The sequence below is a fragment of the Gilliamella sp. wkB108 genome (genome assembly GCF_001690195.1).
Lineage (GTDB): Bacteria > Pseudomonadota > Gammaproteobacteria > Enterobacterales > Orbaceae > Gilliamella > Gilliamella apicola_L.
In genome coordinates, this window is the sequence record NZ_LZGM01000015.1 from 136,277 (window position 1) to 155,896 (window position 19,620).

Consider the following 19,620-nt stretch of genomic DNA (forward strand, 5'->3'; position numbering starts at 1 on the left):
AATATCCTAATGATAAATTGACTGATAGACGGAATCAAAACTGGTGGCAATATAACAAAAAATGGTTATATACTCAATCAACTTGCAAGTATAGACAATGACAACTTGTAACAGATCGTTAAATTTAAGCCACTTGAAAGATTAATTGCTACAAAATGAGTTTAGTTACTTAAAAAAATCATATTTCAAGTGAAGTTATGCAACTTCCGTCGACACTTGTCGACGGAAGCTGTAGAGGACATAATAATTTAACTTATTTTTCAAAAATATTGTGATGTAAAAGCTTAATAATGGCATCGGCATCACTGTTTTTTACTAAAAAGCAGGCGTTGTGCGAGCTTGCGCCGTAGCAGCAAAGTCTTATACAAAATTCATCTAAAGCACCAAAGACATCTTTAGCTACACCTTTAGTCGTCGTTAAGTTATTGCCAATAATCGCAACTAAAGCAAGATCTTCTTGCACTTCTACATGACAAACTTTAGAAAGTTCATCAAAAAGTGCTTTAGTTAATAAACTACTACCATTGGTATTGGTGCCGGTGGTATCGATAGTAAGTGCGATGCTGACTTCAGAGGTGGTAACTAAATCGACAGAAATATTATGTTCAGCCAGTATAGTAAACACGTTAGCTAAAAAACCTTGTGCATAGAGCATATTTAAACTGGTTAAGGTCAATAAAGTTTGTTTACGTCGTAGTGTTAATGCTCTAAATGCAGGTAATTCAGAAGTAATACTATTGGTATTATAAACAATAGTTCCTCCAGCTTGTGGCGCTTTACTTGAACCAACAAAAACCGGAATATTGCTTCGCACAGCAGGAACAAGCGTTGCCGGATGTAAAACTTTAGCGCCAAAAGTGGCCATTTCGGCTGCTTCAGCAAAAGAGATCTCATCAATGCGTTTAGCCGCTGGTGTAATGCGTGGATCAGTAGTATAGATACCAGCAACATCAGTCCAGATATCAATCTGATCTGCATTTAACGCTTCACCAAGTAAAGCGGCAGTATAATCGCTGCCACCACGACCTAATGTAGTGGTTTTACCTGTGCTTTCACTGCCAATAAAACCTTGAGTCACAATAAGTTGTTTATTATTTAATGATTTAAGATGTGCGCAACAAAGTTGTTTAATTTCTTCAATTTTAGGTATCGCTTTACCAAAAGTATCATCGGTTCGCATCACTTTACGAACATCAAACCAAATGGCATTTTTCTGTTTTTCTTTTAAAATTTCGACAAAAAGTTTTGACGACATTATTTCGCCATGACTAACCAGTTCATCAGTTAATGCAGGTGAAGTAGCAAGGCTTGCTGCTTCAGAGAGTGAGGCGATATTCGCAATAATTTGATCGAGATCAGCTCGTAGTTGTGGATTTTCAGGTAGTTGTTCTAGAATGTTATATTGAATTGCTTGAATTTTAGCAATATGTTGCGCGCGAACATCAGCATTACGCCCTTCAGCTAAAGCGACAAGTAGATTGGTAACCCCTGCAGAAGCTGATAAGACAACAACTTTGACATTAGGGTTAGCGATAACAATATTTGCACTATTAACCATTGCTGAATAATCAGCAACACTAGTACCACCAAATTTAGCAATTACAAATGATGTTTCCATGGATTCCTCATATTAAAAATTCTTATTTTTAACAGAGATAGAGCGAGAGGAATGTTCAATTTACAGTCAAAAAAGTACAAACCGTGAAGCGCTCCACCTGTTAGGGTGACAACCCAAGGGATTCAGCCCTTGCAGTCGATTTGATTGCGTTCTGGATGACAATCAAACCTCGGCATTACATCCCCTTAAACATTTTTTAACGGTTCCAGACCCTAAAATGATCTACCTGAGTAATGCGCCTCTTCTTTTTTGTAAACAAGATTACAAAATCATTGTTCAATAAGATTAACGATTCTAATAATTGTGTCAATAGGTTAGGTACTAAAAATTTATTTTTTTATCAGCGTATTTTATTAGAAAAATTTATAATTCACGTTCAAATAAATCAATAATGGCTTGATACAACTTTTTCACGGTGTACTCTTTTGTTGGTGTACTAAATATCGTATCATCGCCCGCAATTGAGCCTAAAATACCTTCTGTTTTACCAATTGAATCAAGTAATCTGGCAATTAATTGTGCCGCACCAGGACTGGTGCGAATGACCACCATTGAGCTATTGTAATCAATATCTAAAACTAAATTTTTTAATGGACTACTGGTTGTCGGTACACTCATTTCCGCAGGCAAACAATATACCATTTCTGATTTTGCATTACGGGTACGAACTGCGCCAAATTTTGTTAACATTCTTGAAACCTTAGATTGGTTAATGTTATCAAAACCTTGTTCTTGTAGCGCTTGAACGATACCTATTTGTGAACTGAACTTTTCTTGTAAAAGCATATCTTTAAAAGTTTTAGTGAGTTCATCTTGTTTCATAATATTCCTTGGCGGTGTAGTTTATAACGCGATTGCACAGTAACATTTACCTATCTACCAATGCGAACTTAATGGTATCAGTTATTGGCAATATTCAAATTTAGATAATCGATTATTAGCTGAGATTTCGGTAATTGGTTAATTATCACTTTTATTTAAAAAAACAGAGTAAAATTGTTTTTTACTCTGCAACAATCCCATTTAGGTACATAATTATGCATGAATTTTGCATAAAATTAAAGGTTTGATTTGATCGCATTTTTAGGTCGAAACGATTTTACCACTTGTTCATGTGTTTCGATGTAAGGTCCGTCTATTAATTGAATACAATAAGGAATACTTGCAAAAATACCACAAACAAGGACATTACCTTGATCATCTTTTACACCTTCAAGTGTTTCTTTAATCGATTTAGGTTGTCCGGGTAAATTTAAAATAAGGCTTTTTTTGCGAATCACACCCACTTGCCTTGATAAGATAGCCGTAGGTACAAAGTGTAGGCTAATTTGACGCATTTGTTCACCAAATCCCGGCATAACACGATCAGCAATAGCGACTGTTGCATCTGGTGTAACATCTCGAGGAGCGGGACCTGTTCCGCCTGTGGTTAAAATTAAATCACAGTGTAAATCATCAACCAATTCACATAATGTTGTTTCAATGACAGTTTGTTCATCAGGAATGACTCGATTTTCAGTTACAAAAGGTGTTTTCAAAGCGGTTTGTAACCATGCCATTAATGCGGGGATCCCTTTATCTTCGTAAACACCTTTTGATGCTCTATCGGAAACAGAGACTAAACCAATTTTAAACATATTACTAATTCCTTAAGTTTTTATGGGATGTTGATGAATTAAGCATATAATGATCTACACTTAAATTCAAAACATTGTGCCTACAACATTTTTCGTTAATGGTAGCAATGAAATTCACTCTGACATTAATTAAATATGATTTTTCTCACGCTAATCAAAATATAACGAGGGCAGAAAAATCTTTACAATCACAAATTATATTGTCAACATTGCAACTTTTAAACAAAATCTCATATTGTTTTGAAAACATTTTATTTATTTAGGATATATTACTCATGTCATCTATTCCTGCACTTGAGTTAGTGGCACTCAAAAAAACTTATAAAAATGGTGTAGAAGCCTTAAAAGGTATTAATCTGACGGTTCAGTCTGGTGATTTTTATGCACTACTTGGCCCCAATGGAGCAGGTAAATCCACAACAATTGGTATTATCAGTTCGTTAGTTATAAAAACATCCGGGCAAGTTAAAATTTTTGGTTATGATCTCGATACTGATGTGGTTAATGCTAAAAGACAAGTAGGTATTGTTCCACAGGAATTCAATTTTAATCCGTTCGAAAAAGTCATACAAATTGTGGCCAATCAAGGTGGTTATTATGGATTACCTCGTAAGTTAGCCTTAGAACGAGCTGAAAAATATCTAAAAATTTTGGAGTTATGGGATAAGCGTGATAGTCGGGCATTGATGTTATCAGGTGGTATGAAAAGGCGATTAATGATCGCAAGAGCGCTAGTTCATGAACCTAAATTATTGATTCTTGATGAACCCACCGCTGGCGTTGATATCGAGCTTCGTCGATCAATGTGGGATTTTTTGCGTCAAATTAATCAACAAGGTATAACCATTATTCTCACTACCCATTATTTAGAAGAAGCTGAAATGCTTTGCCGCCATATTGGTATTATTCAGCACGGTGAATTAATCACTAATTCGTCAATGCGGGATCTGCTGGCTAACAGTCAGTCAGAAATAATTATTATTGATTATTTGCCGACGTCTAAACCCATTGCCTTAAACGGGTATTGTTTTTCAGAAGTTGAATCCGGAATATTAGAAGTAACAATAGATAAACAACATGGTTTGAATTATCTATTTGAACAATTAAATCAACAACAAGTTAAAGTGATTAGTATGCGAAATAAAGCGAATCGTTTAGAAGAGTTGTTTGTAAATCTTTTACATGATGAAGAGCAAAAAAAAGGGGAATTTAATGAATAAATTATACTGGATAGCCTTAAAAAGTATTTGGCGTAAAGAGATAACGCGATTTTTGAGGACTTGGATCCAAACATTGATTCCCCCAATTATAACGATGTCACTCTATTTTATTATCTTTGGTAATTTAATTGGTTCTCGTGTAGGTAATATGGGGGGTGTAAGTTACATGGCATTTATTGTGCCGGGACTTATTATGATGACAGTGATCACTAGCTCTTATACTAATGTTTGTTTTTCATTTTTTAATGCAAAGTTTCAACGTAATATTGAGGAGCTACTGGTTGCGCCTGTCCCTACCCATATTATTATTTGGGGATATGTTGGTGGCGGTGTTGTGCGCGGTATTTTAACTGGTTTTTTGGTTACAATTGTATCGTTAGTTTTTATTCGTTTTGAAATTTACAACGGTTTTTTTGTTATCTGTACTCTGTTGTTAACCTCAATTCTGTTTTCTCTTGCAGGCTTATTCAATGCTGTTTTTGCCAAGAGTTATGATGATATTAGTATCGTACCAACTTTTGTATTAACGCCATTAACTTATTTGGGTGGCGTATTTTATTCAATCACTTTATTACCTATCTTTTGGCAGTGGGTCTCTAAAATTAATCCGATTGTGTATATGATTAATGGTTTCCGGTATGGATTTTTGGGCATTAGTGATGTGTCATTATGGATCACATTTTCGATGCTGATTTTATTTGTCACCGTGCTGTATGTATTGGTTTGGCGAATTATTGAAAGTGGGCGAGGGTTACGAAATTAGATTAAATGGAAGATTACCGCTGGTGATTATCATCAGCGGTAGATTCAAGTTATTGTTTTGCACCAGCAACAGCTTCTTTTGCCATTTCTGTAATTTTAGCGAAATCACCTTTAGCAATAGCATCAGTTGGAATAAACCAAGTTCCGCCAACACAAAGTACATTTTTAAGTGCTAAATAGTCGCGATAATTCTTCAGATTTACGCCACCAGTAGGGCAGAATTTCATTGATCCGCATGGACCGGCAAAAGCTTTTAATGTCGCAACACCACCGTTAATTTCAGCCGGGAAGAATTTTAATGCGGTTAAACCATATTCTTGAGCGGTTAATAATTCAGAGATAGTTGCAATACCAGGGATAACAGGTACTGGTCCTTCAACTGCTGCTTTTAAAATAGCATCAGTAATGCCCGGAGTGATGATAAATTCTACACCAGCTTCAGTGACTTGCTTTAGTTGTTCAACACTTGTAACTGTACCTGCACCAACAACAGCTTCAGGTACTTCTTTGATGATTTTCTTTATTGCATCCAGTGCGCACGCTGTTCTTAATGTGACTTCTAATACTTTCACACCACCAGCAATAAGTGCTTTGGCAAGTGGAACTGCGTCTTCTAAACGCTCAATAACAATTACAGGAACCACAGGCCCCATTGTTAAGATTTCTTCAGCGCTTCTTTTCCAGTTTTTCATTTGTACTCTACCTATAGATAATTGACAATTAATTCCTTTAATCATCCCTGACAGAACAGGGAGCTACTCTATTCAAAAATACCCAATTTTTTTTCTAAATAATGAATGTTGGTTCCACCTTTTTGGAAACTCTTATCATTCATGATTTCAATATGTAGATCAATATTGGTTTTGATGCCATCAATAACCAGTTCAGCTAACGCATTTTTCATGCGTGCAATTGCAACTTTACGCGTTTCACCATAAGCAATTAACTTACCAATCATTGAATCATAATAAGGTGGTACTGTGTAACCTGCATAAATATGAGACTCCCAACGTATGCCGAAGCCACCCGGTGCATGAAAACGCGTAATTTTTCCAGGTGAAGGCATAAATGTTTTTGGATCTTCTGCATTAATTCGGCACTCAATTGCGTGGCCATGGATGTGAATATCACTTTGTTTTATCGATAATGGTTTACCAGCTGCAATCAGGATCTGTTCTCTAATGAGATCAACACCAGTTATCATTTCTGTAACAGGATGTTCTACCTGAATACGTGTATTCATTTCAATGAAATAAAACTCACCATTTTCAAATAAAAATTCAAAAGTTCCTGCACCACGATAACCAATCTCAATACAAGCATTCACACAACGCTCACCGATAAATTGTCGCATTTTAGCCGTAATACCCACAGCAGGTGCTTCTTCTACCACTTTTTGATGACGTCGTTGCATTGAGCAATCACGTTCACCTAAATAAACGGCATGTCCTTGTCCATCTGAAAGAACTTGTATTTCAATATGACGCGGGTTTTCAAGGAATTTTTCCATATAAACCATGTCATTATTAAAAGCGGTTTTAGCTTCTAATTTGGTCATCTTAATAGATTGTTCAAGATCTTTCTCATCACGAACAATGCGCATACCACGACCACCACCGCCACCAGAAGCTTTAATAATAACCGGATAACCAATTTCTTTAGCTATTTGTTTATTCGTATCCATGTTAGAGCCTAGTGGACCATCTGAACCCGGTACACAAGGTACGCCAGCTTTTTTCATTGCATGAATCGCTGAAACTTTATCACCCATTAAGCGAATAGTATCTGGTTTTGGACCAATGAATACAAAGCCGGAACGTTCAACTTGTTCTGCAAAATCTGCATTTTCAGATAAAAATCCGTATCCTGGGTGGATAGCTGCCGCGCCAGTTACTTCGGCGGCGGAAATTAAAGCTGGAATATTAAGGTAACTTTTTGCAGAAGCTGGAGGACCAATGCAGACGGTTTCATCTGCAAGTAATACATGTTTTAAATCTTTATCTGCCGAAGAGTGAACAGCGACAGTTTTAATTCCAAGTTCTTTACATGCTCGCAATATACGTAGAGCTATTTCTCCACGATTTGCAATAAGAATTTTATCAAGCATATCCAATCTCTTAATCGTATAAATCAATAAATAAATTCAGATTATTCAATAATGAATAGTGGCTGATCAAATTCGACTGGTTGGCCGTTTTCAACCAAAATAGCTTGTATTGTGCCAGCCTTTTCTGATTCGATTTGGTTCATCATTTTCATTGCTTCAACAATGCAAAGTACATCACCCACATTAACTTTTTGACCTACTTCAACAAAAGCTTTTGATTCAGGGCTTGGTGTACGATAAAAAGTTCCTACCATTGGTGATTTTATAGTTGTGCCAGTTGTAGCAAGTGGTTCAGCTTCACTGACAACTTCAGTTGGCGTGGTAGGTGTAACAACAACTGGAGCTGATTGAGGAATTTGAATGTTTTGTATTGGCGCCGAATAGTTTGTTGTAGAGACGGAACGACTAATTCGTACCGATTCCTCTCCTTCAGAAATTTCAAGCTCTGAAATACCTGATTCTTCAACTAATTCAATTAATTTTTTAATTTTGCGTATATCCATGAATTACACCGTGTTTGTTTGATATAAGTACAATTATTGTAATGCATCCTTTATATCTTAATAGTGTTGCTTAAAAACACTATAATTAAGATAATAAGGCGGTAACTTAACATTAACGCGGAAGGATACACTGTAAAACATAATTTGTCATTATATATCTCCTTTATACTCGGTTGCTATACTATTTTCTAGGTATTATTTTATAATTGCGATACAATATTGCACACAATTATTATTAAAGCAGACTATGGTATAAAAAAAGCTAAATAGAATATTATTTTACGTAAATTAAAGTTAAAAATATTTTTTTATTCTATATTTTGCTTCAAAATAGTCAAACACACTTAAACAAGATTATTTCTAGGAAGAGTTTTTATTATGTTCAAAAAAGTTCGCGGCTTGTTTTCAAATGATTTATCTATCGATTTGGGTACAGCTAATACGCTTATTTATGTAAAAGGACAAGGCATTGTCCTCAATGAACCTTCTGTTGTAGCCATTAGGCAAGATCGCACAGGTACACCTAAAAGCGTCGCTGCTGTAGGTCATGCTGCGAAACAAATGTTAGGGCGAACTCCTGGCAATATTGCAGCAATCAGACCGATGAAAGATGGTGTTATTGCTGACTTCTCTGTAACTGAAAAAATGTTACAGTATTTTATTCGTCAAGTGCATAGTCATAGCTTTTTAAGACCAAGTCCTCGTGTACTTGTTTGTGTTCCAGTCGGTGCAACACAAGTTGAACGTCGAGCTATTCGCGAATCAGCTTTAGGTGCAGGAGCCAGAGAAGTTTATTTAATTGAAGAACCAATGGCAGCTGCAATCGGCGCTGATTTACCCGTCTCAGCACCTACCGGATCAATGGTTGTTGATATTGGTGGTGGTACCACTGAAGTCGCTGTTATTTCCCTAAATGGTGTAGTTTATTCAGCCTCTGCTCGTATTGGTGGTGACCGATTTGATGAAGCTATCATTAATTATGTTCGTCGTAATTATGGTGCTTTAATTGGTGAAGCAACAGCTGAGCGGATTAAACATGTAATTGGTAGTGCTTATCCGGGAGATGAAGTGCTAGAAATAGAAGTTCGTGGACGAAACTTAGCTGAAGGTGTACCGCGTAGTTTTACTTTGAATTCTAATGAGATTCTAGAAGCACTACAAGAACCACTAAGTGGAATTGTAAGTGCTGTTAAAGTTGCGTTAGAGCAGTGTCCTCCTGAGCTTGCTTCTGATATTTCAGAACATGGTATGGTACTAACGGGTGGTGGTGCTTTATTACGTAATATAGACAAATTATTATCCGCTGAAACAGGTATTTACGTTGTTGTTGCAGAAGATCCTCTCACTTGCGTTGCCAGAGGTGGCGGTAAAGCGCTCGATATGGTTGATATGCATGGTGGTGATCTGTTTAGTGAAGAATAACGATTGTCCTTGTTGTTGCCTTATTTCAAATTAATGAAAGACAGGTAATTAAACATTTCATTTCTCTTCCGCCGATATTGTCGGCGGAATCGTATCTTCATATAAATATAGGGTTTGAGTATATAACAGGTAAGTACTGAACAATGAAATTACTTTTTTCTAAACGTTCTCCACTGAGTGTACAATTATTTATTTCGTTGCTGTTAGCCTTGATTTTGATTGTATTAGACATCAATTATCGTCCGTTCAAAGAGATTCGTTATTACCTTGATACAATAGTCTCACCTCTTTACCTCATTTCTAATGCACCAGAAGCGACTTTAGAACAATTTCATGAGATGTCTAAAACAAGAGAAGATCTGATCAATGAAAATGCTAAATTAAATGAAACCTTATTGCAGAAAAAGACCGATCTTTTGTTATTAGAACATTTAAGACATGAAAATAATAGGTTAAGAGAATTACTTGGATCGCCATTAAGGCATGATGAACACAAAATGGCAGCCCAAGTTTTATTAGCTGATACAGATCCTTATGTTTACCAAATTGTTCTAAACAAAGGTAAAAGCGACGGTGTTTATATCGGGCAACCAGTGGTTGATGAGAAAGGTATTGTCGGACAGATTTATGAAACGGCACAAACGACAAGCCGGGCAATTTTAGTTTGTGATTATCAACATGCCATACCGGTACAAGTACTTAGAAATGATATATCGATGGTAGCTGTTGGAAATGGTTGTAGCAATGATTTAACGCTTGATTTTTTACCTAACAATGTTGATATAAAAGTTGGTGATGTACTTGTAACCTCAGGGCTTGATGGTCGTTTTCCTGAAGGGTATCCGGTAGCGGTTGTTAGTTCGGTTAAACTTGATATTAGTGATTCAACCCCCATTATTTCTGCAACGCCAACAGCGGATTTAAAACGATTACGCTATTTATTATTACTATGGGGAGATCAAGGAGTAAAACATGAGGGGTCGTAATCGTATAGTGATTATTTGGTTAACACTAATAATAGGTTTGTGTTTGCAAATAATACCATGGCCAGCAGCCTATTATATGTTAAAACCACATTGGCTAATGTTAATACTTGCTTATTGGTTAATTGCTTTACCTCATCGTGTTGGAATGGGGACCGCATTTATTTTTGGTATATGCTTGGATCTTTGTTCGGGTACTGTACTTGGGGTTCATGCTTTTATTTTTTCAATTATTGCTTATTTATTGCTTTTCAAATTTCAATTGATCCGCAATTTAGCATTATGGCAACAGTCCTTTATCTTATTTGGTGTTTCTGTTTGCTATAATTTGCTGATTTTTGCATTTCAAGTAAGTATTTACCACACAATAACTATCTCACAAGCTATGTTATTGTCTAGTTGTATTGATGGCTTTTTATGGACATGGATGTATCTACTATTGCGACAAATAAGACGGAGCTTTGCAATCAATTAAAAAGGGACACACGTTATGTCTGTTGAATTATTAATGAATGTGACACCATCTGAAACACGGGTAGCTTATATTGAAGATGGTGTATTACAAGAGATACATGTTGATCGCGAATCGCGACGTGGCATTGTCGGTAATATTTATAAAGGTAAAATTATCCGTATTTTACCGGGTATGCAAGCTGCTTTTGTTGATATCGGGCTTGATAAAGCAGCTTTTTTACACGCCTCAGATATTATGCCACACACTGAATGTGTATCAGATACTGAGCAAGAACAGTTTCAAGTTAAAGATATTTCTGAGCTTGTCCGTCAAGGTCAAGACTTAATGGTACAAGTGGTAAAAGATCCGCTAGGGACTAAAGGTGCTAGACTAACAACTGATATCACATTACCGTCGCGCTATTTAGTGTTAATGCCTGGACCAAATTCTGCTCATGTGGCAACCTCACAACGTATCGAAAGTGAAGAAGAGCGCGAAAGACTTAAACAGATTGTTGAGCAGTATGTAACTGAAGAGGGTGGGTTCATTGTAAGAACCGCTGCCGAAGGGGCGTCTGCTCATGAATTAGAACAAGATGCTAATTTTTTGAAACGACTTTGGGCTAAAATCCAAGAACGCATGGCTCGCCCAGTAAGTAAAAATTTAGTCTATGGGGAGTTAGAATTATCGCAACGAGTACTGCGTGATTTTGTGGGTGATCCTATAGAACGCATATTAGTCGATTCAAAACTCACTTATGATCTTTTATTAGAGTTTACTCAAGAGTTCATGCCAGAGGTTACCAGCAAATTATCACATTATCGTGGTAATATTCCAATTTTTGATCTGTATGATACCGAAAATGAGATCCAACGCGCTCTTGAACGTAAAGTTAAATTGAAATCTGGTGGCTATTTAATTATTGACCAAACCGAGGCGATGACGACAATTGATATTAATACCGGCGCGTTCGTTGGTCATCGGAATTTAGAAGAAACAATATTTAATACCAATATTGAAGCCACAATTGCTATTGCAAGACAATTGCGATTGCGCAATTTAGGTGGCATCATCATTATTGATTTTATTGATATGCAAGAAGACATACATCGTGAACGTGTACTTCAATCGTTACAAGATTTTCTTTTAAAAGATAGGGCAAGAACAACGGTTAATTCGTTTTCTGTGTTAGGCTTAGTTGAAATGACACGTAAACGAACACGTGAAAGTATTGGGCATATTCTTTGCCAAGAATGTCCTGCATGCAAAGGTCGTGGTATTGTTAAATCGGTTGAAACTATTTGTAACGAAATTTTACGTGAAATCGTCCGAGTTTATAAAGCTCATCATTCCGAATACTTTTTGGTCTATGCGTCTGCAGCAGTTGCTAACGCCTTAACCAATGATGAATCACATGCACTTGCTGAAGTTGAAGTGTTTGTTGGTAAACGTGTTGAAGTAAAAGTAGAGCCTCTCTACATACAAGAACAGTATGATGTTGTACTAATGTAAAAGAAGTATATTTTGTTAAAATGTTTCAGGTTAAGTATATGTTTTAGTATAAAATGAAAGTAAATTAAAATAACAATTCAATGCTAACAGTTTATAATGAAACAATATCTTTAAAAAATTAGAAAAAGACAGGGAATTTATGATATTAACCGAAGTGAGTGAACGACTCTTGCAACCTAATAACCTCGATCAACACGATCTCTCTCGACTATTGGATATGTTAGGTTCAAGACAGATTGATTTTGGTGATTTGTATTTCTTATCTGGATATTATGAAAGTTGGTCGTTAGAAGATAGCATTATCAAAAATGCATCATTTCACCGAGATCAAGGGGTTGGCGTTCGAGCTGTTGTAGGTGAAAAAACGGGTTTTGCTTACACTGATCAACTTAACCTAACGCGATTAGAGCAGAGTGTATTGGCGGCTAATTCAATTACTAAACAACAAACACCAATTAGCATAACCCCATTTAAAACAGAGCAAGTTATTGCAAAATATCAATCTATTAATCCTATTAACTGTTTTTCTCAAGAACAAAAAATTGCTATATTACAAAGAGTCGACAAATTAGCTAGATCGCTAGATCCTCGCGTTATCGAAGTTTCTGCTAGTTTAATTGGTAGTTATGAAGATATATTAATTGCTGCAACTGACGGCACATTATGCGCTGATATTCGACCATTAGTCCGCTTATCTATCTCAGTACTAGTTGAAAAAGACGGTAAACGCGAACGTGGAAGTAGTGGAGGCGGTGGACGCTTTGGCTATGAATACTTTTTAACAACGGATGCAAAAACTGGCGAAACTTACACAGATAGCTATACGCGTGAAGCAGTTCGTTCAGCATTAGTGTCACTATCAGCTAAAGCGGCGCCGGCAGGAAAAATGCCGGTTATATTGGGTGCTGGATGGCCTGGCGTATTATTGCATGAAGCAGTAGGGCATGGGTTAGAAGGTGATTTTAATCGAAAAAATAGTTCTGTTTTTTCAGGAAAAATTGGTCAGCAAGTGACATCTGAACTCTGTACTATTGTTGATGATGGGACTATTGAAAATCGTCGTGGTTCAATTTCAATTGATGATGAAGGGGTGCCAAGTCAAAAGACAGTACTGATTGAAAATGGTATTTTAAAAGGCTATATGTTTGATAAACAAAATGCCAAATTAATGGGAACTAGCTCAACAGGCAATGGTCGACGCGAAGGATATGCTTATCTACCTATGCCTAGGATGACTAATACCTATATGTTAGCAGGACAATCAACATTTGATGAAATTATCAGTAGTGTTGATTATGGTATTTATGCGTCAAATTTCGCTGGCGGACAAGTTGATATTACTTCTGGTAAATTTGTTTTTTCAACATCAGAAGCCTATTTAATTGAAAAAGGTAAAATAACCACGCCGGTAAAAGGTGCGACCTTAATTGGTTCCGGTATTGAAACCATGCAAGAAATATCCATGGTAGGGAATGATTTAGCGCTAGATTCAGGGGTTGGTGTTTGTGGTAAAGCGGGACAAAGCGTTCCTGTCGGTGTTGGGCAACCAACTTTAAAAGTGAATAATCTTACAGTTGGTGGTACTATTAGCCACTGATAAATATATCATCAATGGGATTTTAAAATAAATGGAAACAATACTTACAATTTATCATGCTTTTCTCGGAATGAATTTGAGTGTTTTAAAAGATCCTAGCATATTATGGATCCTTTATATTATGCTATTTATTATTCTTTTATTAGAAAATGGTGTATTGCCTGCTGCATTTTTACCTGGTGATAGTCTACTATTTTTAACTGGTGTATTTATCAGTGAAGATGTATTTCATTTTGGATTAATCAACCTCGTATTAATTGCAGGTGCTGCTATTGGTACTTGGTTAGGCTATATACAAGGGTTATGGCTTGGTAACACAAAAATGGTACAGGGGTGGCTAGCTCATTTACCTGCTAGATATCATGATAAAGCAAAGATACTTTTCCATAAATATGGCTTACAAGCACTGTTTATTGGTCGTTTTATCGCTTTTGTTCGAACCCTACTGCCAATAATGGCTGGATTATCTGGCTTACATAGCAAACGTTTTCATATTTTTAACTGGATCAGTGCCACACTCTGGATCTTTTTTATTACCGGATTAGGTTATCTTTTTGGTCTATCTCCTCTATTTAAGGCTTATAAAGAACAATTCATGCTGATCCTTATGTTAATTCCGGTCATTTTAATCGGTATCGGTATTGTTGCTTCTTTAATATTAGTCATAAAACGTGCAATTAATAAAAAGAAGAAAAGCGCTAATCTCAGTAAAAAAGCCTCATCGAATGAATAGAGCTAATCAATAAAAATTTGGCGCCAAATGGCGCCATTTTTATAATTAGGTGAAATTAACCGATAAGCCGGGTTCTGTCGTGGACAATCATTCCTCTAGGCTAACACTCACGCATTAGCTCAAGCAGTCTACCCGGATCCAACGCGGGCCACGCCAATAGATCCCTATTTGACCTTGCTCCGAGTGGAGTTTACCGTGCCACAACTGTTACCAATTGCGCGGTGCGCTCTTACCGCACCCTTTCACCCTTACCTGATCTTATAAAATAAGCCATCGGCGGTATACTTTCTGTTGCACTAGTCGTAAATTTTAGCTCGCGCCAAAACTCCCCAGGCGTTACCTGGCACTCTGCCCTATGGAGCCCGGACTTTCCTCCCCTCTGTTTGTCTCCCATAAAAAAGGACAACAACAAAGCAGCGATTGTCTGGTCAATTTCGGCAACGAGTATAACGTAATGAGCTTTTTTGTCCAGAATTAGATCTTCATTAAAAAATGTATGACCAACACTTAAACAAATTCAATTTTTAGAAAGGTAGTTATAGCGATACACCACGAGGGGATGATCAGAATTCGAACTTTAAGGTAAAGCCGTGATTTAGCCAGAAGAGAAAATAACAGCTGCTGATTTCAAGACAACAGAGTGATTAAAATAATCAAACAACCACTGAAAATGAACTTTTACTAAAGAAGAGTTACGGTGAAAATATCGATATTCAAACTCACTAAATAATAGACCAACTTTTTTATGCTTTAAGTTATAGTGCATTATTTAAATGCACTATTTCAATCAGAATAACAACGTTTTACCATTTCTTTTGTTTACGATTTTCATCATAATTAAACCAAATCACCGTACCTTTTGTAATTAATACATCAAGCGTCCCTTCTATAATATCATATTGAGTTTCACCGATTAACGGATGACTTGTTGAACTTTTCTTCGTATATTTATATGTCCACTGTGCTTCATTACTATTAATCACTTTTTTGGAAGTTGGTTCTCCAAATAGTGATAATATTTGAGCTTCAGTGGTTGAACCTTCTACGATATTATCGATTTTTTCTTTATTTAGCGGTGTACCTTGTTCAACCAAATTTTTTTGAGCGCAAGCGGTTAATATTATTACGGTACATAATGCGAATAATAATTTAGTGATGTTTTTCATTGAATTACTGCCTACTAATATTGCCAAAAATAATATATCAATAATAGCATATGCTGATTAACGTTCAAGATAAACGTAAACAGAAGATAAACTAACTCAAGTCACAGTATCATTATCAATTTGTGTAATATTGAAAAAGGGGAATTTAAACTACTTAAATAAAAAATATGGAAACATTAGTTTCCTTGTGTTTCCATTTAATTTCTAGGCGGGGTTTTATAAAGTTTTCTTACAAACAAGTAATAATTAAAATTAACCTTTATATTTTCGTATTACACGTTTAATAGGTTGATTGGTTACTGAATCAATATAACGGCTAGGCCAAATTTCAGATGGTTCAACATTCAATGCACTAGCAATAATTGCTTCACCTTTAGTCCATGGTCTAACTAATGCATTACTAAGAGTTGATGAGCTCAGACCTGATTGGCGAGATAATTTAGAAAGTGATGTACCTTTCTTTTTTAGCGCTGCAATAATATCTGCTTGATGCCAGTCATTAGATTTTATTTCCATTTTTTATTCCTTCTTAGTTTATAACCTTGTACATCTATGTTATGCTTTTTCGTTATTGAAACAAGTAAGTCGTTTAATTTAGTTTTCTAACTAATTTCGATATGTTTCTTTTTTATTGTATCAAAGTTTCTTTAATTTCTATAATTTTTTCTGGTTATTTAAGAGTAGGATAATTAAAATGAAAGAATGGTTCTCATCAAAAGAGCTATTAAGTATTGCAGGGATGCCTTCTACTACGCAAGGCGTGAACAGAAAAGCAAGAGTTGAAAATTGGTCTTCACGCAAAAGAAATGGTGTACGTGGTAAAGCTCTTGAATATCATATTGATAGTTTACCTGTGGAAGTTAAAAAAGCACTATATCTAGAAGAAGAAAGTGCAACTTATGTTGTTTCACCAATAGAACCGTTACAACTCTGGATGACAGCATTTGAACAGTTAACTACTGAAGAACAATCGATAGTTGCATCATGGTTAATGCGTAACGGAATTAAAGATTTTATTACTTTTATTGATAAACATAAAAAAGATAATTAGTGTTATTGTATAAGCTGCGATATACTTTAACGCTATTAAAATTTTGTTGCTACGGAAGAACGAATGGAAAGTCAGTACCAATTAACAAATAGTAAAGAAATTATTGCTTATTTAGTTCAACAATTCCCAAACTGTTTTACTCTTGAAGGGGAAGCCAAACCGTTAAAGATTGGTATTTTTCAAGATATTTTATCTCGTTTAGAAAATAGTGAAGTATTAAGTAAAACTAAACTTCGAGTCGCTTTACGTGCTTATACGATGAGTTGGCGTTATCTATATAGTATAAAAGAAGGATCTCATCGTGTTGATCTGGATGGGAACCCTAATGAAGTAATTAGTAAAGAGCAAATGGAATATGCTCAACAACAGCTTAAACAAAGTAAGGAAAAGGCGAAAGAGCGCTCTAAAGAACGAGCAAAAGAGCGACATAAAAAAACACGCCCGCCATTTAAAAAAGCACGAACTTTACAAATTGGCGACTTCATTAAAGTAAAACTAGGCAATAAATTGTTAAAAGTACAAATTATCAACATTGAAAAAGAACACATAAAAGTAAAAGTTGGCTCCGGTATGGAATTAACTGTTAAACCTGAGCATATCATTACTAAATAGAGGGTTTGAATGAATAAATTACTGAAAGGTATTATTAGATTAAGCCTTGTATTGTGTATTATTAGTCAAAGCGCTCAAGCAAAAGAGTCTGTTAAAGAAACATTACCAGTATTAAAACAAGATGAAGTTCATCAAGTTGTTGCTAGACGTGTAACTAATTATTTTACGCAATCACATTACCGCAATTTTGCATTAGATGGCGCATTCTCTGCTAAAATCTTTGATCGTTATTTTAAATTACTCGACGGTAACAAAAGTTTATTTATCCAGAGTGATGTTGATAAGTTTCGTGATCGGCAAGAGTTATTAGGTCAAGAGTTATTCGATGGTAACCTAAGAACAGCATATGATATCTACAACCTTTCATTGCAAAAACGATACGATCGTTATAAGTACGCGCTAGCAATACTACAGCGCCCAATGGATTTTTCAGCTAATGATGAAATCGATTTTAAACGTGATGACATTGCGTGGCCGACAACAGAAAAAGAGCTTGATGAATATTGGGATAAACGTGTCAAATACGATGAACTTAGTTTAGCGCTATCAGGAAAAAATGAAACAGAGATTCGAGAAGCACTAACTAAACGTTATAATCGTGTTTTGAAAACATTGATACAATCCAATAACGAAGATGCTTTTCAAATTTTCATGAATGCTTTTGCTCGTGAAATTGATCCTCACACCAGTTATTTAGCTCCACGTAAAAAACGTGATTTTGATTCTGAAATGAGCTTATCATTTGAAGGTATTGGTGCAACATTAAGCCAGCAAGATGATTATACGGTGATCATGTCCTTCGTCACTGGTGGACCGGCTGAAAAAAGTAAATTACTTTCTGTCGGCGATAAAATCATTGGCGTAGGGCAAAGTAATACACCTATAGAAGATGTTATTGGTTGGCGCTTAGATGATATTGTCGACAAAATTCGTGGTCCTAAAGGAACGGTGGTCAAATTAGAAATTTTGCCGGCTGGTAATAAAAGCAAATCAAAAATTATTGAAATAACTCGCGATAAAATTCATTTTGAAGATCGGGAAGCCAAATTAAAGATAGTCGACAACGAACGGGGTAAAGTCGGTGTTCTTGAAATACCTAGTTTTTATATGGGATTAACTGAAAAAGTTAGTGAGTTACTCAAAAAAGCGAATAAAGAAAATTTACAAGGTATTATCGTTGACTTACGTGATAATGGTGGTGGTTCACTAGCCGAAGTTATTGCATTAACAGGACTATTTATAGATACAGGGCCGGTAGTCCAAGTCCGTGACAATTTACAAAAGATCAGCATATATGATGATAAAAATAGTGGTATTGAATATACCGGTCCAATGGTTGTAATGATAAACCGTTATAGCGCATCTGCTTCAGAGATATTCTCAGCTGCTATGCAAGATTATGGTCGAGCGGTCATTGTTGGCGAAACCACTTATGGCAAAGGAACTGTGCAAACATCACGTAACATCTCCTATCCGGTGGACGCAAAATTACATCCTAAATGGCCAGAGTTAGGTGGTGTTCAATATACTGTGCAGAAGTTTTATCGTATCAATGGTGGTAGTACTCAACTTAAAGGGGTTGAACCTGATATTGAAATGAGTAAAACGCAATATGTTGATGAAACAGGTGAACGATTCTTAGATAATGCTATGCCATGGGATAAAATTCCTTCAGCTGATTATTTAACTGTTGCGAATATAACGCCACTATTAAAGGAATTAAAATCACAACATTTACAAAGGATCGCCAAAAATCCTGAGTTTATTTACATAGATGAAGACATTAAACAGTTTAATGATAAAAAAGATAAGCAATATATTGTCTCTCTTAATAAAAAGAAACGAGAAGCGGAACAAAAAAGTAATGATGATCGTGACTTGAAAAGAATGAATGAACGTTTAGACCGAGCTGGTTTACCACGTATTGCAAAATTGGACGATTTACCTAAAGATTACAAACAACCTGATGCTTATTTAGATGAGGCTGTTGAGATCTTGCTCGATCTTACACCAAAGTATCCAAAGATTGAAATTAGTAGTGCAAATAAAAAAATTATATCATTTGATTTGTCAGTGGAAGATGACACAGATGATTAAGTGTAAAACTAATCAGACGGAGGTAAATGTATGGGATCAGATCTAAAATATGCATTAATTACAGTAGTTGCCATATTAGCAATATTAGCCACCTTTGGTGCTATTGTTGTGATGAATTAAAAAGACTTGATTAATTGTCTTAGGAT

The 19,620-nt window shown here is 35.8% G+C and carries 20 protein-coding genes, 1 other RNA gene and 1 riboswitch; of the genes, 12 read left to right on the forward strand and 9 right to left on the reverse strand.

Translation table 11 applies throughout. The features are described 5' to 3' along the window. Positions 1 to 253: 253 nt before the first annotated feature. The 3 genes from lysC to mog form a co-directional block, all read right to left on the reverse strand. Positions 254 to 1,618, reverse strand: a complete 1,365-nt coding sequence (gene lysC / locus A9G11_RS01810; RefSeq protein WP_065617826.1) for a lysine-sensitive aspartokinase 3 — start codon at positions 1,616 to 1,618, stop codon at positions 254 to 256. A gap of 78 nt (positions 1,619 to 1,696) precedes the next feature. Then, a riboswitch (Lysine riboswitch) is annotated at positions 1,697 to 1,870 on the reverse strand. 111 nt (positions 1,871 to 1,981) lie between these two features. Further along, positions 1,982 to 2,440 (reverse strand): transcriptional regulator ArgR, encoded by a 459-nt coding sequence (argR, locus tag A9G11_RS01815; protein ID WP_065617827.1) that lies wholly within the window; start codon positions 2,438 to 2,440, stop codon positions 1,982 to 1,984. A 236-nt stretch (positions 2,441 to 2,676) separates the two neighbouring features. Next, on the reverse strand, positions 2,677 to 3,255 hold the full coding sequence (mog, locus tag A9G11_RS01820) for a molybdopterin adenylyltransferase (protein ID WP_065617828.1): 579 nt from the start codon (positions 3,253 to 3,255) through the stop codon (positions 2,677 to 2,679). Between the two features lie 275 nt (positions 3,256 to 3,530). Here mog and A9G11_RS01825 point away from each other — a divergent pair, with 275 nt between their 5' ends. Beyond that, entirely contained in the window at positions 3,531 to 4,475 is a 945-nt protein-coding gene (locus A9G11_RS01825) for an ABC transporter ATP-binding protein (RefSeq protein ID WP_065617829.1), read from the forward strand. Then, positions 4,468 to 5,238 carry an ABC transporter permease gene (locus A9G11_RS01830; RefSeq protein ID WP_065617830.1) on the forward strand — a complete coding sequence of 257 codons (771 nt, stop codon included), beginning with the start codon at positions 4,468 to 4,470 and terminating at the stop codon, positions 5,236 to 5,238. Before A9G11_RS01825 ends, A9G11_RS01830 begins: the two co-directional genes overlap by 8 nt. Positions 5,239 to 5,287: 49 nt before the next feature. Here A9G11_RS01830 and A9G11_RS01835 read toward each other — a convergent pair whose 3' ends face one another. The 3 genes from A9G11_RS01835 to accB form a co-directional block, all read right to left on the reverse strand. Then, positions 5,288 to 5,929, reverse strand: coding sequence for a bifunctional 4-hydroxy-2-oxoglutarate aldolase/2-dehydro-3-deoxy-phosphogluconate aldolase (locus A9G11_RS01835; protein WP_065617831.1), 642 nt, complete (start codon positions 5,927 to 5,929; stop codon positions 5,288 to 5,290). A gap of 68 nt (positions 5,930 to 5,997) precedes the next feature. After that, entirely contained in the window at positions 5,998 to 7,344 is a 1,347-nt protein-coding gene (gene accC / locus A9G11_RS01840) for an acetyl-CoA carboxylase biotin carboxylase subunit (protein ID WP_065617832.1), read from the reverse strand. 41 nt (positions 7,345 to 7,385) lie between these two features. Continuing rightward, a complete protein-coding gene (accB, locus tag A9G11_RS01845) occupies positions 7,386 to 7,847 on the reverse strand; it encodes an acetyl-CoA carboxylase biotin carboxyl carrier protein (protein WP_065617833.1) in 462 nt (153 codons plus the stop codon). 378 nt (positions 7,848 to 8,225) lie between these two features. Here accB and A9G11_RS01850 point away from each other — a divergent pair, with 378 nt between their 5' ends. The 6 genes from A9G11_RS01850 (at position 8,226) to A9G11_RS01875 (ending at position 14,548) form a co-directional block, all read left to right on the forward strand. Continuing rightward, positions 8,226 to 9,269 carry a rod shape-determining protein gene (locus A9G11_RS01850; RefSeq protein ID WP_065617834.1) on the forward strand — a complete coding sequence of 348 codons (1,044 nt, stop codon included), beginning with the start codon at positions 8,226 to 8,228 and terminating at the stop codon, positions 9,267 to 9,269. A 143-nt stretch (positions 9,270 to 9,412) separates the two neighbouring features. After that, a complete protein-coding gene (gene mreC / locus A9G11_RS01855) occupies positions 9,413 to 10,255 on the forward strand; it encodes a rod shape-determining protein MreC (protein WP_065617835.1) in 843 nt (280 codons plus the stop codon). After that, entirely contained in the window at positions 10,242 to 10,727 is a 486-nt protein-coding gene (gene mreD / locus A9G11_RS01860) for a rod shape-determining protein MreD (RefSeq protein ID WP_065617836.1), read from the forward strand. Before mreC ends, mreD begins: the two co-directional genes overlap by 14 nt. A gap of 15 nt (positions 10,728 to 10,742) precedes the next feature. Further along, the gene (gene rng, locus A9G11_RS01865; protein WP_065617837.1) at positions 10,743 to 12,218 is read left to right on the forward strand and encodes a ribonuclease G; all 1,476 of its coding nucleotides are present in this window, start codon (positions 10,743 to 10,745) and stop codon (positions 12,216 to 12,218) included. A 139-nt stretch (positions 12,219 to 12,357) separates the two neighbouring features. Then, positions 12,358 to 13,815, forward strand: coding sequence for a metalloprotease TldD (tldD, locus tag A9G11_RS01870; RefSeq protein WP_065617838.1), 1,458 nt, complete (start codon positions 12,358 to 12,360; stop codon positions 13,813 to 13,815). Positions 13,816 to 13,846: 31 nt separating this feature from the next. Then, positions 13,847 to 14,548 carry a DedA family protein gene (locus tag A9G11_RS01875; protein ID WP_065617839.1) on the forward strand — a complete coding sequence of 234 codons (702 nt, stop codon included), beginning with the start codon at positions 13,847 to 13,849 and terminating at the stop codon, positions 14,546 to 14,548. A gap of 47 nt (positions 14,549 to 14,595) precedes the next feature. On the opposite strand, the gene rnpB is transcribed toward A9G11_RS01875, so the two are convergent. The 3 genes from rnpB to A9G11_RS01890 form a co-directional block, all read right to left on the reverse strand. Continuing rightward, an RNA gene (gene rnpB / locus A9G11_RS01880) (RNase P RNA component class A) lies at positions 14,596 to 14,984 on the reverse strand. 367 nt (positions 14,985 to 15,351) lie between these two features. Beyond that, the gene (bamE, locus tag A9G11_RS01885) at positions 15,352 to 15,714 is read right to left on the reverse strand and encodes an outer membrane protein assembly factor BamE domain-containing protein (RefSeq protein WP_065617840.1); all 363 of its coding nucleotides are present in this window, start codon (positions 15,712 to 15,714) and stop codon (positions 15,352 to 15,354) included. A 252-nt stretch (positions 15,715 to 15,966) separates the two neighbouring features. Beyond that, positions 15,967 to 16,230 carry a helix-turn-helix domain-containing protein gene (locus tag A9G11_RS01890; protein WP_065617841.1) on the reverse strand — a complete coding sequence of 88 codons (264 nt, stop codon included), beginning with the start codon at positions 16,228 to 16,230 and terminating at the stop codon, positions 15,967 to 15,969. 178 nt (positions 16,231 to 16,408) lie between these two features. Here A9G11_RS01890 and A9G11_RS01895 point away from each other — a divergent pair, with 178 nt between their 5' ends. From A9G11_RS01895 to cydH, 4 genes are all read left to right on the forward strand, one after another. Further along, on the forward strand, positions 16,409 to 16,765 hold the full coding sequence (locus tag A9G11_RS01895; protein ID WP_065617842.1) for a DNA-binding protein: 357 nt from the start codon (positions 16,409 to 16,411) through the stop codon (positions 16,763 to 16,765). Positions 16,766 to 16,828: 63 nt separating this feature from the next. Next, positions 16,829 to 17,377 (forward strand): RNA chaperone ProQ, encoded by a 549-nt coding sequence (proQ, locus tag A9G11_RS01900; protein WP_065617843.1) that lies wholly within the window; start codon positions 16,829 to 16,831, stop codon positions 17,375 to 17,377. Between the two features lie 9 nt (positions 17,378 to 17,386). After that, on the forward strand, positions 17,387 to 19,474 hold the full coding sequence (gene prc, locus A9G11_RS01905) for a carboxy terminal-processing peptidase (protein ID WP_065617844.1): 2,088 nt from the start codon (positions 17,387 to 17,389) through the stop codon (positions 19,472 to 19,474). 30 nt (positions 19,475 to 19,504) lie between these two features. After that, the gene (cydH, locus tag A9G11_RS14145; protein WP_141674327.1) at positions 19,505 to 19,594 is read left to right on the forward strand and encodes a cytochrome bd-I oxidase subunit CydH; all 90 of its coding nucleotides are present in this window, start codon (positions 19,505 to 19,507) and stop codon (positions 19,592 to 19,594) included. Positions 19,595 to 19,620 lie beyond the last annotated feature (26 nt).

Bases quoted from the DNA above. Each gene is read 5' to 3' on its own strand.
- mreC (WP_065617835.1), top strand. From the start codon at position 9,413: ATGAAATTACTTTTTTCTAAACGTTCTCCACTGAGTGTACAATTATTT.
- proQ (WP_065617843.1), top strand. From the start codon at position 16,829: ATGGAAAGTCAGTACCAATTAACAAATAGTAAAGAAATTATTGCTTAT.
- mog (WP_065617828.1), bottom strand. From the start codon at position 3,255: ATGTTTAAAATTGGTTTAGTCTCTGTTTCCGATAGAGCATCAAAAGGT.
- mreD (WP_065617836.1), top strand. From the start codon at position 10,242: ATGAGGGGTCGTAATCGTATAGTGATTATTTGGTTAACACTAATAATA.
- A9G11_RS01875 (WP_065617839.1), top strand. From the start codon at position 13,847: ATGGAAACAATACTTACAATTTATCATGCTTTTCTCGGAATGAATTTG.
- bamE (WP_065617840.1), bottom strand. From the start codon at position 15,714: ATGAAAAACATCACTAAATTATTATTCGCATTATGTACCGTAATAATA.
- prc (WP_065617844.1), top strand. From the start codon at position 17,387: ATGAATAAATTACTGAAAGGTATTATTAGATTAAGCCTTGTATTGTGT.
- cydH (WP_141674327.1), top strand. From the start codon at position 19,505: ATGGGATCAGATCTAAAATATGCATTAATTACAGTAGTTGCCATATTA.
- A9G11_RS01895 (WP_065617842.1), top strand. From the start codon at position 16,409: ATGAAAGAATGGTTCTCATCAAAAGAGCTATTAAGTATTGCAGGGATG.
- lysC (WP_065617826.1), bottom strand. From the start codon at position 1,618: ATGGAAACATCATTTGTAATTGCTAAATTTGGTGGTACTAGTGTTGCT.
- A9G11_RS01890 (WP_065617841.1), bottom strand. From the start codon at position 16,230: ATGGAAATAAAATCTAATGACTGGCATCAAGCAGATATTATTGCAGCG.
- argR (WP_065617827.1), bottom strand. From the start codon at position 2,440: ATGAAACAAGATGAACTCACTAAAACTTTTAAAGATATGCTTTTACAA.
- A9G11_RS01830 (WP_065617830.1), top strand. From the start codon at position 4,468: ATGAATAAATTATACTGGATAGCCTTAAAAAGTATTTGGCGTAAAGAG.
- A9G11_RS01825 (WP_065617829.1), top strand. From the start codon at position 3,531: ATGTCATCTATTCCTGCACTTGAGTTAGTGGCACTCAAAAAAACTTAT.
- A9G11_RS01835 (WP_065617831.1), bottom strand. From the start codon at position 5,929: ATGAAAAACTGGAAAAGAAGCGCTGAAGAAATCTTAACAATGGGGCCT.
- A9G11_RS01850 (WP_065617834.1), top strand. From the start codon at position 8,226: ATGTTCAAAAAAGTTCGCGGCTTGTTTTCAAATGATTTATCTATCGAT.
- rng (WP_065617837.1), top strand. From the start codon at position 10,743: ATGTCTGTTGAATTATTAATGAATGTGACACCATCTGAAACACGGGTA.
- accC (WP_065617832.1), bottom strand. From the start codon at position 7,344: ATGCTTGATAAAATTCTTATTGCAAATCGTGGAGAAATAGCTCTACGT.
- accB (WP_065617833.1), bottom strand. From the start codon at position 7,847: ATGGATATACGCAAAATTAAAAAATTAATTGAATTAGTTGAAGAATCA.
- tldD (WP_065617838.1), top strand. From the start codon at position 12,358: ATGATATTAACCGAAGTGAGTGAACGACTCTTGCAACCTAATAACCTC.